The 14906-nt window shown below is 39.9% G+C and carries 17 protein-coding genes; 1 reads left to right on the forward strand and 16 read right to left on the reverse strand.

Annotated features, from left to right (window positions below; all coding sequences use genetic code 11):
* Positions 1–31: 31 nt before the first annotated feature.
* From accC to ACZ5OK_RS11060, 14 genes are all read right to left on the reverse strand, one after another.
* The gene (gene accC, locus ACZ5OK_RS10995; protein ID WP_343836899.1) at positions 32–1390 is read right to left on the reverse strand and encodes an acetyl-CoA carboxylase biotin carboxylase subunit; all 1359 of its coding nucleotides are present in this window, start codon (positions 1388–1390) and stop codon (positions 32–34) included.
* 13 nt (positions 1391–1403) lie between these two features.
* Positions 1404–1922 carry an acetyl-CoA carboxylase biotin carboxyl carrier protein gene (gene accB, locus ACZ5OK_RS11000; RefSeq protein WP_343836901.1) on the reverse strand — a complete coding sequence of 173 codons (519 nt, stop codon included), beginning with the start codon at positions 1920–1922 and terminating at the stop codon, positions 1404–1406.
* A 238-nt stretch (positions 1923–2160) separates the two neighbouring features.
* Positions 2161–2748, reverse strand: a complete 588-nt coding sequence (locus ACZ5OK_RS11005; RefSeq protein ID WP_343836903.1) for a SpoIIIAH-like family protein — start codon at positions 2746–2748, stop codon at positions 2161–2163.
* 17 nt (positions 2749–2765) lie between these two features.
* Positions 2766–3395, reverse strand: a complete 630-nt coding sequence (gene spoIIIAG / locus ACZ5OK_RS11010) for a stage III sporulation protein AG (RefSeq protein ID WP_343836905.1) — start codon at positions 3393–3395, stop codon at positions 2766–2768.
* A complete protein-coding gene (spoIIIAF, locus tag ACZ5OK_RS11015; RefSeq protein WP_343836908.1) occupies positions 3392–4003 on the reverse strand; it encodes a stage III sporulation protein AF in 612 nt (203 codons plus the stop codon). The genes spoIIIAG and spoIIIAF overlap by 4 nt, the downstream gene beginning before the upstream one ends.
* Positions 4004–4016: 13 nt before the next feature.
* Positions 4017–5210, reverse strand: coding sequence for a stage III sporulation protein AE (spoIIIAE, locus tag ACZ5OK_RS11020; protein WP_343836910.1), 1194 nt, complete (start codon positions 5208–5210; stop codon positions 4017–4019).
* 21 nt (positions 5211–5231) lie between these two features.
* Positions 5232–5621 (reverse strand): stage III sporulation protein AD, encoded by a 390-nt coding sequence (gene spoIIIAD / locus ACZ5OK_RS11025; RefSeq protein ID WP_343836912.1) that lies wholly within the window; start codon positions 5619–5621, stop codon positions 5232–5234.
* A gap of 4 nt (positions 5622–5625) precedes the next feature.
* Positions 5626–5844: a stage III sporulation protein AC gene (gene spoIIIAC, locus ACZ5OK_RS11030; RefSeq protein ID WP_370521845.1), complete on the reverse strand. Its 219-nt coding sequence runs from the start codon at positions 5842–5844 to the stop codon at positions 5626–5628.
* Positions 5845–5869: 25 nt separating this feature from the next.
* Positions 5870–6382 carry a stage III sporulation protein SpoIIIAB gene (gene spoIIIAB, locus ACZ5OK_RS11035; protein WP_343836916.1) on the reverse strand — a complete coding sequence of 171 codons (513 nt, stop codon included), beginning with the start codon at positions 6380–6382 and terminating at the stop codon, positions 5870–5872.
* A complete protein-coding gene (gene spoIIIAA, locus ACZ5OK_RS11040; RefSeq protein ID WP_343836919.1) occupies positions 6327–7301 on the reverse strand; it encodes a stage III sporulation protein AA in 975 nt (324 codons plus the stop codon). Before spoIIIAA ends, spoIIIAB begins: the two co-directional genes overlap by 56 nt.
* Before the next feature lie 335 nt (positions 7302–7636).
* Positions 7637–8194: an elongation factor P gene (gene efp / locus ACZ5OK_RS11045; protein WP_044158052.1), complete on the reverse strand. Its 558-nt coding sequence runs from the start codon at positions 8192–8194 to the stop codon at positions 7637–7639.
* A gap of 25 nt (positions 8195–8219) precedes the next feature.
* Positions 8220–9281, reverse strand: coding sequence for a M24 family metallopeptidase (locus ACZ5OK_RS11050; RefSeq protein WP_343836922.1), 1062 nt, complete (start codon positions 9279–9281; stop codon positions 8220–8222).
* Positions 9259–9729: a type II 3-dehydroquinate dehydratase gene (gene aroQ / locus ACZ5OK_RS11055; protein WP_343836924.1), complete on the reverse strand. Its 471-nt coding sequence runs from the start codon at positions 9727–9729 to the stop codon at positions 9259–9261. Before aroQ ends, ACZ5OK_RS11050 begins: the two co-directional genes overlap by 23 nt.
* Positions 9730–9785: 56 nt before the next feature.
* Entirely contained in the window at positions 9786–10316 is a 531-nt protein-coding gene (locus ACZ5OK_RS11060; protein ID WP_343836927.1) for a YqhR family membrane protein, read from the reverse strand.
* Positions 10317–10632: 316 nt separating this feature from the next.
* Here ACZ5OK_RS11060 and ACZ5OK_RS11065 point away from each other — a divergent pair, with 316 nt between their 5' ends.
* Positions 10633–11022 (forward strand): SA1362 family protein, encoded by a 390-nt coding sequence (locus ACZ5OK_RS11065; protein WP_343836929.1) that lies wholly within the window; start codon positions 10633–10635, stop codon positions 11020–11022.
* A 45-nt stretch (positions 11023–11067) separates the two neighbouring features.
* Here ACZ5OK_RS11065 and ACZ5OK_RS11070 read toward each other — a convergent pair whose 3' ends face one another.
* Positions 11068–11967 carry a patatin-like phospholipase family protein gene (locus tag ACZ5OK_RS11070; protein WP_343836933.1) on the reverse strand — a complete coding sequence of 300 codons (900 nt, stop codon included), beginning with the start codon at positions 11965–11967 and terminating at the stop codon, positions 11068–11070.
* Between the two features lie 143 nt (positions 11968–12110).
* Positions 12111–14651, reverse strand: a complete 2541-nt coding sequence (locus ACZ5OK_RS11075) for a vitamin B12-dependent ribonucleotide reductase (protein ID WP_343837739.1) — start codon at positions 14649–14651, stop codon at positions 12111–12113.
* Positions 14652–14906: the final 255 nt, after the last annotated feature.

The raw sequence follows: 14906 nt of genomic DNA on the forward strand, positions 1-14906 counted from the left end.
AGTCACCCCTTTCTAAATGGTGAAGCTCAATTCATTCCTCATCTTCCATTATATGATAGGTTTCAAGGAACTTTGTATTAAAATCCCCATCTTTAAATACATCATGCTTCATCATCCGCTCATGGAAAAGAATTGTTGAATGGATGCCATCTACAACAAATTCATCAAGCGCCCTGCTCATTCGGTTGATGGCTTCTTCCCGTGTTTTTCCGAACGTAATCAGCTTAGCTATCATGGAATCATAATAAGGAGGTATTCTCCATCCTGAATAGGCAGCCGAATCCACTCGGACACCTAACCCACCTGGAGGAAGGTACATACGAATATCTCCGGCGGATGGCATGAAGTTTTTCACGGGATCCTCTGCATTTATTCTACACTCAATCGCCCAGCCTGTAAACGTAACATCCTCCTGACTTAGAGTAAGCTGTTTGCCATTTGCTACTCTAATCTGTTCTTTAATCAAATCCACTCCGGTAATTTGTTCTGTTACTGGATGTTCCACTTGGATACGCGTATTCATCTCCATAAAATAAAACTTCTTATCTGTACGATCGAATATAAATTCGATTGTACCGGCCCCTCTATAATTTACTGCCCGCGCAGCCTTTACCGCAGCCTGTCCCATTTCCTGGCGAATACTTTCGGTAAGAGCCGGGGAAGGAGCTTCTTCAATTAATTTTTGCATGCGACGCTGAATGGTGCAATCTCTTTCACCCAAATGTATAGTATTCCCATATTCATCAGCTAATACCTGAATTTCAACATGACGGAAATCCTCAATAAACTTTTCCAGATAGACTCCAGGATTGCCAAAGGCTGTTTCTGCTTCATTTTGGGTCATACGTATCCCATTAATCAATTCATCTTCAGTACGGGCAACACGGATTCCTTTACCGCCGCCTCCTGCGGTAGCCTTAATGATTACCGGGAATCCGATTTCATTGGCCACTTTCAGCCCTTCTTCTTCATTCTCGATAATTCCATCAGAACCAGGGACTATAGGTACACCAGCCTGTTTCATGGTGTCTCTTGCCACATCCTTTGTTCCCATCTTTTGAATAGAGTACGCGCTTGGACCAACAAAGGTAATATTACACTCTTCGCAAATTTCTGCGAAGTCCGGATTCTCTGACAAAAAGCCATAACCTGGATGAATAGCATCCACTTCTGTTAAAGTAGCTAACGTCATTATATTTGTAATATTAAGGTAGCTGTCCTTACTTAACGCAGGGCCTATACAATAAGCCTCATCTGCGAGTTGTACATGTAGCGACTCCTGGTCAGGCTCTGAATAAACAGCCACCGTACGAATTCCTAACTCCTTACAGGCGCGAATAATACGTACAGCAATCTCGCCTCGATTTGCAACTAATAATTTTTTTATCAACGAAGTCAACCCCTTACTTGCTCTTCACTCTGAATAACGGTTGTCCATATTCCACAAGTTCTCCATCTTCCACAAGAATATCAACAATTTCACCATTTATTTCTGCTTCAATTTCATTAAACAGCTTCATCGCTTCTACAATACATACGATAGAATCATTGGTTACACGATCTCCTACCTGAACATACGGATCTTTATCGGGAGAAGGGGAACAATAAAAGGTTCCTACCATTGGTGAAGTAATTTCTTCATCGTAGTCCTTCGTTTCTCCCTGCTTTTCTTCTGCAGGCGCCAGGTTTTCAACAACTTTTGCTTCCGCCTTTGCTTCAGCTTTCGATTGCTCATCAACGGTTGGTTTCACTTGTTCAAGTACTCCCGGATCCTTTTGAATCACTACTGGCTGGCTTCCCTGCTCAGCACTCTCCTGCTTTTTAAGGTTAAGTTTCGTTCCATCGGATTCATAATTTAATTCATTAATAGATGATTCATCGATTAATTTAATGAGTTCCCTGATTTCCTGAACTTTTAACATGACTGGCACTCCTTTATCTTTTTAATGCATAGCTGTTAGCAATCTTTATACAGGTTTTTGTTTTTATTAGCAACTGGTACTAATAATACCTGTTAATATTCTATTATATTTACCTGCTAACCTGCAAGAAAACGTTATAGATAATAGTTCAACATACATTTGTGAAAACCCTTTTTTTATCTGAAATCAGCCGTGAAGTTAAAGAACCTTGCCGTTTATACGACAAGGCACTTCTTATTTACGTATTCGACGGTTGGAAATCAACTTCCACTCTGATCTCTCCAAATTCATCCCTTACCATTTGCATAATATGATTGGCCTCTGTTCCTGAATGTTCGTCCGCTTTTACGGTAACTTTTACAACATTTTCTTCAGCTCTGACTAACACATCAGAGTAGTTCTTTTCCGATTGAATGACTTTTTCCAAAATGGCTTCCTTTGTTTGAACTTCTTCTAATCGATTTTTCTTCTCCATTGCCTCATTCTTTTCTGCTGCTGTAGCGCTACTGGATGTCAGTACTTCATTAAACTGTTCCTTTTGCTGGCTACGCATGTCCTGAATTTCGAGTCTAAGCTGGGTAAACAGATCATCCGTAGAAGTGGATGAAATCGGATTGCCATTTGCATCAACTTCAGTAGCCTCTCCTTCAGTCACATTTGTTTCAATCGTTGAATCTTCATTCGACGTTTCCTCTGAGTTTTCTTTATTATCATCATTAATAAGAGCTACCTGATCGCCTCCCGGTGAGGTCATGTAGTAAACACTCAGCACAATAAGCAGACTTAACATGGTTAATAACCACACAGTTTGTTTCTTTAGCATCATTTATAATTCCTCCTTAATTAATTTTTTTTGGGTGCTACAGATATACGATGTGTCGGTACATCCAGCACACGGGAAACAGCTTCAATCACCATTTCCTCTGTCTGGACATTTCCCAGACCGTTGCCCACGATTAATACCCCGCGTACTTTAGGTTTTTTCGTTTGAATCAGTATCGGTGACTCATCATTTTGACTTCGCACAATAACGGTCTGCTTATCCTCTGAAAACTCCTCTATTGTACGATCCCCCCCATTTGAATCTTCCTCTTCTGTTGTCTGTTCGTTTGTGGTTGTATTTTTTTCATAGATTTTAAGCGAAGTAGCGTCTAAGTTTACCATCACATCAACACCTGAAATCCCCTCCATACTCTTCAGCATTTCTTTTAGTTCTGTTTCATATTGTTTTTCCATTTCAGCTATGATACTTGCTTTGTCTGGCTCGCTCTTATGGGTTTCAACCCCGCTATTTTTTGGGGTACTCTGGTTTTGTTCTAAATAAGGGGCTGGTTCATTTGAATCATCCTGAAAAATATTACTCGTAAGTACAAGCAGGATCCCTACTAATCCAAGAATCATCACATATGAGAGTTTAGTAGGCTTTCCATTTTCATCCTTTCTCAATTTAAAAAGAGACCAAAAATTTTTCATGTTTGATTCCCTCCTTCCCCAATGATTGAGATTTTATCTTTGGATATTTCCCAGAAGGAGGATAAATCATTTTTGATGTCCTCTATGGGAAGCTTTTCTTCAGTTGCTGGTTCTTCATCAATGTCAACATCTACTTCGCGTATTTCCTGATTTGCTGTTTCTTCAGATCGTTTAATGGCTACTGAAAGCATTTCGATATTCTCCCAATTAACCTCCTCTGATTGATCTGGAAATGTAAATTTAATATCTTGAATCATGACTCCATATTTTTTCATCAACTCCTCTTCAGCTATTGTTTTTAATTGTTGAGCTATCTGATTTAATATATATGCACGTTGTGAGGCTTGTATATCTATTTTTTGATTTTCTATCTCTTTTTCCAGTTGTTCTGATTCGTTTGACCCAGAGAGAAGCTCATTCTGCAGGAATTTTGATGGATTGGCATTAAACACATGAAATAAGGGCTGAAGAAAAATTAATACGAGAATCATCCCTACTGCAAACCGTACGTATTTTTGCATTGATGATTGGGGCATTAATAAATCTACAATCATAGCAATTAATATAAAAATAATGATTTCGGTAACCCAGTCCTGTATATAAGACATCGTTTTCAGCCTCCTAACGTACCATTAAGGTCAAATTGCTGGCAGCTACCAGAATGACAATGGAAAAAAAGAACATCATCGTTACAACGAGCAAGGCTGCAAAAATATACATGATGTGTTTACTTATTAAATCCATCGTATTGATTACCGGTCCTCCTCCTACCGGTTGCAGGATGGCAGCAGCTAATTTATAGATAACCGAAATGACAAAAACCTTGATGGCAGGAAAAAGAGCCACTCCAAGAACAATGATCACTCCGACGATTCCAATGGTATTTTTTAACAGCATAGAGGCTGATAACATTGTATCCGCTGCATCCGTAAACATTCTTCCAATGACAGGGATAAAATTACCCGTCACAAATTTTGCTGTTCTGACAGCCAGTCCATCTGTAATAGCAGTCGTTGCCCCCTGCACAGAAATGACACCTACAAAGATCGTAAAAAATACGCCCAAAACAGAAAGACCAACATTTCTAAGTAGATTGGCCAGCTTGGTTGCCTGATAGTTTTCATTTAATGAGCTTACAATATGGAGAAGAGCCGATAGAAAAATCAGCGGAATAACAAAGGTTGAAATTAAGAAACCACTGACATTGATTAAAAAGAGTATAATCGGCTGAAAAAAAGTAATAGAGGTTATACTTCCCACTGATGCCATAATGCTCAAAATTAACGGCAATAGAGCCCACATAAAATTTGACATTGCATCGATGGCATTATTGGTATAGGACACAGCTAACTGAAAGCTGCTCAAGGCAAGAGTAATTAAAACGAGATAGACGACGGCATATGCAACTTTATTTACGGTTTTGGATTCAAAAGCATTTTGCAGCGTTTGCAAAATAACTGAAAACAGCGTTAATAGAATCAGTGACCCCAGTAATTTCCCATTCGCCAATAATTCATGAAAAAGATACTTTAATAGACCATTGATCCAGCTTTTGATGGATACAGATGCGTCTTCCTTCATAAAATCCGTCAAATCTTTATTAGATAAATCAGGTAAAAACTCCCCATAATTTTCCTTTAGATTTGACCAGTAATCTCCTATTTTTTCATAGGATTGATCCTGTATTTGCTGGTTTGCCCAGCGCTCCGCATTTTGCTGTGGATTCGGTTCAGCAGCTTGTACTTCTTCAGGGAGTAAAAAATAGAAAAAGACTAAAAGAAGAGCCACTATGAATCTTTTAAAGTACACATTCACAATAATTGCTCCCTTCAATCCCTAAACAGGAATAAAGCTAAGAATGGTTTCAATAACAGCTGTCAGGATAGGTATGGCAAGTACGAGAATGAATATTTTCCCAGCCAGTTCAATCTTGGAAGCAATCGAATTCAGACCTGCATCCCGTATAATTTGTGCACCAAATTCGGAAATATAGGCAATACCAATAATTTTCAGAATGGTTTCTACATACATAAAATTAATATTGGCTTTCGTAGTCAAAGTTGAAATCAGCCGGAAAATTTCGGCTATGTGCTGAATGAGGACTAAAAAGATAATGATACCTGTTAACATGACGATAAAGAACGAAATTGAAGGGCTTTGATCACGAACAATAATGGCTAATATAGCAGCCAGCATTCCCAGGGAAACAATTTCAAAGATCCCCATAAATTCAGAATCCTCCCAGGATGATCTGAAAGAGAAAAACCGAGCGGATTTGCTGGAATAATTCGGCTAAGTTATCAATAACCACTAGTAAAACGATGATAAATCCTACTAATGTTGCCCAATGGGCTAAGTCCTCTTTTCCAGCCTGTTTCAGTAGTGTATGAATGATGGCAACAATCAAACCGATTCCTGCAATTTGGAATAAAAGATAAACTTCATTCATCATTTTGAATGCCGACTCCTTTCCACTAAATCAGTAACAGGATCACAAATAATCCTGTCAACACCCCTAAGCTTTTCGCCATTCTTCCATATCTGTATTTTTCCTCTTCAGCATTTGCCAACTCCCTTTCCAAATGGGTTAATGCAAGCTGGATGTGTTTTTGCTGCTGTGTAAAATCATGCTGGCCTAATGTTTTGCCAAACTGGTCCATGATATCCCGTTCTGCTTTCTTCATGGCTGATTGTTTCCAGAATTCCTTTAATGTGGGGTTCCAAATATCATATAAGGTTGTCTGACTAACGGATAATCGATCATGCAGTTCAGAAAAGAAACGGCTCAATGGTGCCGGGATTTGTTTCGATAACTGATAAAAAACTTCATGAATAGGTGTTTGACCATAAACAATTTCAGCTTCCAGAATTTGCAAAGCATTTTTTAATTGCCGGATTTGCTGCGGTCGGTCCGAAAGCCGCTTTGCTATATCAAAGCCTATTTGAGTTGTCGCCAGCAGGAACAACATGGCTCCAATCCATTTCATAATCTTTGCTCCTTACGTGATGATTTTGGGTTTGTCCATTTTCATCCGTCACGGAAATCACCGTGCCAGGTTTAGGGTGATTGGAAAAAGTGACATAGCGTTGAAAAGCATTCTGCCGGAATAAGGGCTGTAATGAAGGACGGCTTCGTACCTCATCCAAATTTTGTCCATGAACACTGCAGATCACGGTTACTCCTGCATAAACTGCTTCCATTAAGGCCTTTACATCTTCTTCCGACCCTATTTCATCCACAGCAATCACATCCGGAGACATGGACCTGATCATCATCATCATCCCTTCAGCTTTTGGACAGGCATCCATTACATCGGTTCGAAGTCCTACATCATGCTGTGGAATTCCGTTCCTGCAGGCAGCAATTTCCGATCGTTCATCAATCACCCCAACCTTTTTAGCCGGATAATGATTATAACCATTACTCATATAGCGAACGATATCTCTTAAGAATGTGGTCTTGCCGCATTTAGGCGGACCAATCAACAGTGTGTTAAGATAACGTTTCTGATATAAAAGCGGAAGATAAGGCTTACTAATGTCCTTTACCTGCCTGGCTATACGTATATTAAAGAAGGTAAGATGCCGAATAGCCTTCACATACCCTCTTTCTGTGTTGACTTTGCCGGAAATACCAACCCGATGACCTCCTTCAATGGTAATGTAGCCTTCCCGAAGCTCGTCCTCAAATCGATAAATCGAATGTTCACTTAATTGATTTAAAATAAACAATCCATCCTGTTTATCCGGCAATAGATGACCAATCATTCTGGAATAGGCAGTAAAAACGAGTTCTATAGGTTTTCCGATACGAATTCTTATTTCCTCCAGCTGGTTCCAGTTCATGATTTCCCTGCGAAGCTTGTCTTCAATCGATTCAGGAAATAACTTTAAAATTTCTTCCAATGTGAAGATCTCCCTTCTACTAATAGTTGCTACTCTAAATCTATGCGGTATAAAGAGATTTATGACTATTCATAAAAAGAACAAAGGCGGAAGCGCCCATTTAGCGACGTACGGACTGGACTGAGCTGTAGGAGATAAAGGAAACACGACGAACCTTGTGAGTCGATGTTGACTTATCGTACGGAGGTGAAGGAAGTCTCGCTGGGCGCTGGAGCCGGACGTGGCCTCTCCTGTTTTTCTTATCCACAAATCGCTTATTTTATAATTTCCTATACTACAAAAAAAGAGCTACCCTAACGGATAGCTCCTTGCATTCTTATGTTTAATATTCATTGTTATGCTCTGGAAACATATTTTCCATCACTTGTATTAACAACAAGTACATCCCCATTGTTTACAAAGAAAGGCACCTGTACGACCAATCCTGTTTCCAGTGTTGCAGGTTTAGTACCTCCACTGGCTGTATCACCCTTAATTCCCGGTTCTGTTTCAGTGACTTCCAATTCTACTGTATTTGGAAGTTCAAGACCAATCGTTTCTCCTTCATAAATAAGCATGGTAATTTGCATATTTTCCTTTAGGTAGTTTAGTTCCTTCTCTAATTGAGAGGATTGAAGTTCAATCTGATCAAAAGTTTCCTGATCCATAAATGTATGAACATCACCTGAGGCGTATAAATACTGCATGTTTCTACGCTCAAGATGAGCCGTATTTACCTTTTCCCCTGCCCGAAAGGTTCGCTCCTGTATGTTTCCATTTCGAAGGTTACGCAGCTTTGAACGAACAAACGCTGCACCTTTCCCTGGCTTTACATGCTGAAATTCTACAACCTGCCAGATATCTCCATCCAGCTCAATGGTTTGTCCTGTACGAAAATCATTTACTGAAATCATATGTTATCCCCTTTCTAAACACACACTACAAAGTTATAAGTTCTTTTTTCGCAAATGTCAGTTTTTCATATCCATTTTCAGTTACCACTATATCATCTTCAATACGGCAGCCGCCTACATTGGATATATAGATTCCAGGTTCTACGGTTACAACCATGCCCGGCTCCAGCTTCTGCTCAGATCGGAAGGAAAGCCCCGGACCTTCATGAACATCCAGACCAATTCCATGACCTGTTGAGTGGCCAAAATAGTCTCCATATCCTTTAGCTTTAATATAATCCCGTGTTAGAGCATCTGCTTCAATCCCGGTTATGCCCGGTTTAATTCCTTCTACGCCTTTTAGCTGGGCCTGAAGAACTGTATCATAAATTTCCTTTAGTTCGTCACTAATCCGTCCTACAGCCACGGTTCTCGTCATATCTGAACAGTAGCCCTTGTAGTATGCTCCAAAGTCAAGAGTGACGAGCTCGCCGCTTTCAATCGTCTTTTCCGAGGCAACCCCGTGCGGCAGTGCAGATCGATAGCCGGAGGCTACGATGATATCAAAGGAGGAAGATTCCGCCCCATTTCTTCTCATGAAAAATTCAAGTTCATTTGATACATCAATTTCTTTAACACCTGGCTTAATATAGTCAAGAATATGATCAAAGGCATCATCTGCAATTTCACATGCCTGTTTAATCAGTTTCAATTCATCATTGGTTTTAACCAGGCGCAGCTTTTCAATTAGGCCTGATGAGGGAATCAACTCAGCAGACAGCTCATTTTTATATCTTTCATATGTACTATAGGTCATGTGATCTTTTTCAAAGCCTAAGGATTGAATGCCAAGCTTTTTGATCTGGTTGGCTACCTCCTTATGAATCGGGGTTTTATGTTCAATGATTTCAAATCCTTTAGCCTGCTCCTTTGCCTGTTCTGTATAGCGAAAATCAGTAATAAAAAGAGCAGCTTGTTCTGTTATAAGAGCAACGCCAGCTGTACCGGTAAATCCTGTTATATATCTGCGGTTTTTTTCACTTGTGATTAGCAAACCATCAAATTCCTGGTCGGCTAATGCTGATCTAAACTTGTCCAGTTTCTCCACTCTTATCATCCTTTCTCTTATCTTCTTCCAGAAATGCCAGGGCTGCTGCTTTATAGCCAAGCGTACCAAGGCCGGCAATCTGTCCCCAGCAAACAGGTGCAAGTAACGACTCTCTCCTGAATGCCTCCCGGTTGTGTACATTTGAAATATGTACTTCGATAACAGGGATTTCCACTGCGCTAATTGCATCCCTCAAGGCAACGCTTGTATGTGTATAAGCAGCAGGGTTAAAAATAATCCCTTCATAATGCTGATTTGCCTCATGAATGGCATCGACCAGAGCGCCTTCATGGTTGGACTGAAAGCTTTTTAACCCCCAGCCTTCCTCCTTTAAAAACGCTGCTAATTCACTCTCAATTTCCTCGAGCCCACTCTTACCGTAAATATGGGGCTCTCTAGTCCCTAATAAATTCAAATTAGGTCCATTTAACAGGAGCAATTGTTTCATACCTCTCCCCATCCTTGTTCCCAGAATGTTGTCTAAAGAATAGTGTACCATACTACTTATGCATTTTGGGAGTCATTTTCCTTTCTTTGCTGCTTCATCTCCTGCAGGCTTTTATATTCAAATGAAATCGAATAGCCAATAAATGTACCATATAAAATTAAGAGGCAAATCGTTGTGACCACTGTATCAACCGTCATATCGGCCAGACCGGGAACCGCTGAGAACATCGGATTAAGAAAATATAAAAAAATAAACCAGATAACTAGTCCGTATAAAATTCCTGGCAACATTCCTTCCCGCTTCCTTAATAAAAGATAGTAAACATACGCAACCAAAATGGAAATAACGCCAACTATCAGAACGCTTAACATTTCGCCTGTAAACCCATCAATCCAATCAGCCTGCCAGAACGAGCGTAAAATAAAACTTGCATGGGAAACTTCAGAGAAATTAAAATAATAAGCCAAAGAGCCTAAAAGACCCCAAAAAATTCCGCCGATAAAACCTGTTAATAAGGCTTTCTGCAACAAAGACATCGGTTCTTCCTGCTGATTTTGCTCCAATTTTTCCTGGTTCATTTCTGCCATATTTTCCACCTCCGTTTTGTTATCCTAACCAATTTGCGAAAAGACATGCCTAATCATTGATAAAATGTATACGTTAACGGTATTTTCTAGTAAAATAAAAATAAATATAGAATGTTCAGCATAACTATATATAGATATAATGGATGGAAAAATGCCTGATTTCCTCAAAACAACAAAAATATATGAATATTTTTCCTTCCAATGGGCAAAATTTTTAACAGGTTCTTTTTACATAGAATATAAATGAAATTATAGGTGATCCGCTTTTCTTATGTTCAGTTCGGGATAATTGCGAATGAGAAAGGAGGCCTGTGTCATGCGATTCCGTGCAAGAAATCTATTTGTTTATATCATAATGGCTCTTGCTGTTTTCGGTATTTTCTATCAGCTACTATTTGATACTGCCCAGCTCTTTACATATATTCTTATGACCGCTGGATTTGCAGCCATCTTGTTCGGTATATTCTATGTTTTCATGAGAAAAAGAGGCACTGGAGGCATTTCCAAAGAGTATCGTAAGGCAGTGAAGCAGTCCCGGCGTAAATACGGAAATGCCGTACCGAATAAACGGATGTATCAGGCAACTGCACGCAAACAGCGAAAACAAAACGCACAGCCCGGCAAATCCAAAAGCAAAAGAAACGCAGCTCATCTGCGAGTCATTGATGGAAAAAAGGATAAGAAAAAAAACCGAGCGTCTTTTTAAAACGGTCGGTTTTTTTATAGTAAACAGGCGTTTTTGACTTAGTTCTTAATAAGTCCAGGTTTTCAGATATTTGATAGCACTTTTTCTGCCTAGTTCCATAAGTCTGTACTTTTCCTCATCTGATAAAGAGAAATCTGTAGCATCAATATCCTTTGTCGGGATAAACATGACATTGGCTGTAACAGATTTTGAAATATACCTGGCATCATGAGCATGTATCATTGTGGAAAATAGAGCCTGAAACATTGAAATGGCATTTTTTATGTTTCGTCTGGGCAGCTGATCAAAGGAAGAGCTAAGCTTCATCCCTAAAATAGGACGTTTTGGCTTAGTTGTTCCTGTTTGAAACAACCAAATGGGAAAGTTACTTAATAATCCCCCATCAACAAGAATATTTTTATGCCTTTTGTCTCTTATTCTTTTTACAGGAATAAAAAAGAAAGGAATGGACGCGCTAATCCGAACGGCTCTTGCAACGGGAAAGGATAATCCATCGATACCGTATAACCTTTCCAGGTCATCCGGAAATACAACCATTCTGCCAAGAGATAAATCAGAGCCGATAATCCTCAGATCCCCCGGAGGTAAATCCTGAAACGTGTAAATTCCCTTTGCTGATAATTTCTCTTGGATCCACTTTTCTAATGCATCCCCTTTATATAACCCGAGCCGATGATAAATAAGCAGCCATTTTAAGAATGGAAAAATTTTTTCAAGAGTACTTTCCTGCATAAAAGACTTTAGGTTTAATTCCATAAATGATTCTTTTATCTCCGAGGTTTTATATCCGGCTGCAATCAATGTGGCTAATATGGCACCAGCTGACGTTCCCGCTACACTTTCAAAAGTGAATCCTTTTTCATCCGCAACTTCCAGCGCACCAATAAAAGCAATTGCTTTCACACCCCCACCCGAAAAAACACCATCTACCTTCAAAGTAATCATCCTTACCTTTTTAAGGGTATCTATAAGATGTATAAGCAGAAGAGGGTGTACATTAGAACACCGGAATTCAAGCAGTTCTATCTTTTTGCACAATAAAAGAACGACCTCTTATGTGAGATCGTCCTTATTGAACATAACTTTTATTACAGGCCGCACTTAAGCTGTGCACCACAGTTTGTACATGTATTGCATCCGCCAATGTCTTCTACGGTACCCTGACGGCACACCGGACATGTATTTCCTACCTCAGAACCGACATTGACACTTGTTTTGTCCAGTTCCTGCACTGTATCCATCAACACAACCATTGGCTCTTCACTGCTTTTCTCTGTTTCTCTTTCTGCTTCCATATCATCACGAGTATTTTCCTCTGCCTTTAAAGTTAGAACCTGAGTATCACGGCTTCCATCTACATAAACCGTACCACCTTTTGCTCCGCCACGATATAAGCGTTCATAAACCTTTTGGACCTGGTCGACCGTATAGCCTTTTGGTGCATTTACGGTTTTAGAAATAGATGAATCCACCCATTTTTGAATCACGCATTGGGTATCTGCATGAGCCTCAGGTGATAAGGACATAGCTGTAACAAACCATTTTGGCAATTGGTCTGGATCCTGATCCGGATTCTCCTCTAAGTATTCCTGTACAATATCAGCTTTGACTTCGATAAACTTACCTAAGCGGCCACTGCGATAGTACGTAAAGGAGAAGTACGGTTCCAGTCCTGTAGAAACCCCGGCCATTGTCCCTGTAGACCCTGTAGGAGCTACGGTTAATAAATGGGAATTGCGAATGCCGTGCTCAAGAACTCCCTGACGGATATCCTCAGGCATTTTCTGCATATATCCTGTTTCTGTAAACCGTTTACGCAGCTCTGCTGTTTCCTCATCTGTGTTCCCCACTAGGAATGGAAAGCTTCCTTTTTCTTTTGCCAGTTCAATTGACGTACGATAAGCCGTTGTCGCAATGGTTTCAAAGACCTGATCAACGACCTGGTTTCCTTCTTCAGAACCATACTCCGTCTCTGTATAAATGAGTAAGTCATGAAGCCCCATCACACCTAAACCGACACGGCGCTCACCTAATGCCTGCTTACGGTTTTCTTCCAGGAAGTATGGGGTCGCGTCAATAACATCATCCTGCATACGTACACCAACTTCTACTGTACGCTTCAGTTTATCAAAATTGACAGTTTTATTTTCTTTATCCGCCATTTCTGCAAGATTCACAGCAGCTAAGTTGCAAACAGAGTATGGCGCAAGTGGCTGTTCTCCGCACGGATTCGTTGCCACTACTTTTTGGCCATAGCTTTTCGCATTTGTCATATCATTAGCGTTATCAATAAAGAAAATGCCAGGTTCAGCTGAATAGGTTGCACAAATATTAATCAGGTCCCACAATTCACTTGCCTTTATTCTGCGATGTACACGAACTTTGTGACCTTGCTTTTCCCATTCACGGACATCTCCAACTTCAGCCCATTTCTCATTATAAATGGCCATTTCTTCTTCATTATAATTTTCCACATCAGGGAATTTAAGCTCGTAATAGCCGTCTTCTTCAACAGCCTGCATGAATTCTCTTGTCAGGCACACCGAAATGTTTGCACCTGATAAAAATTCGGGATGATTGACTGAGAATGTACCACCATCACGCAGCTTTTGCTCTGCATCCCTGATAATCTTCTCATTAAAACCACCAAGACCGGGGATATTTTTATAATTAGCTATTCCCTGGTACATCATTTCTTCCTGTTCCGTCAGCGGGGTAAATTTCAGCTTATTCTCAGCATGTTTTTTAATTAAATCATCGTTCGTATTTTCGATTAAATATCTAAGAATTCTTGGATTCTGCATCTTGGAAATAATAAATTCGATGATATCAGGATGTGAATCCACAAGCATAATCATTTGTGCTCCCCGTCTTGATCCTCCTTGCTCTACAAGGTGAGTGAGCTTTGCAATATCATCCAGCCAGGAGACTGATCCTGATGATTTTCCATTAACCCCTCGAGCCAGTGTGTTTCGTGGACGCAGCGTGGAACCGTTCGTACCAACACCACCGCCACGGCTCATAATTTCCATAACCTGTTTCCGGTGTTCGGAAATCCCTTCTCTTGAGTCCTGAATATAAGGCATCACATAACAGTTAAAATAAGTAACATCGGTATTTGCACCGGCACCATACAGAACCCTTCCTGCAGGGACAAAGTTCAGATTCGACAGCTGTTCATAATATTTTTCAAACCATTCTTTCTGCTTCTCCTCAGTTTCTTCTACAGCGGACAGCCCTGTTGCATTTCGTAAAGCAATTTGCTCATAAAACACTTCAAGTGGTTTCTCAATAACATCCAATGATCTGGTAACGATCCCTGTTTCTGCTTCTGTTTCATTATCCAGAACAGACTGAAATTCTTCATCCACAAGAACCTTTGCAGTCTTGTTCTCCCAATCAATCGATTGAATAACGCCCAGTCCACGCGCTGGAAATTTTGGATCTTCCTTTACAGTCAGGACAACAAAATCTCCATCTGTTAAGGTTACCTTCTCTGTATCCTTAAAAGCATACCGGTCCAGCATCACAAGTCTAGATACACCCTTATGTAAGATTTTCATATCTGACGTTACCGGATGTACCTGAGGAAACAGCCTGATATCCTGATTCAGACGCTCCACATTCATTGGAAGATTTACTTCTTTTACTTTTTGCAAACTTTCTCATCCTTTCCTGATATTAAGATGTGCATATTTTTAAGATTTGAGTTAAAATAAATGAGTTCGTTACAACAAAGTAAGACACTTTGTCGCATAAACGTCTTAGTTCGACAAAGTGTAACAAACGATAGGAAACATATCTAGTAATCTATTCTTTGATGTTATAATTAACTTATCATATCCAGCCGTTAAAGCGCAATAAAAAACTCAAGATATTGTATA

Source organism: Salinibacillus aidingensis (assembly GCF_055393355.1).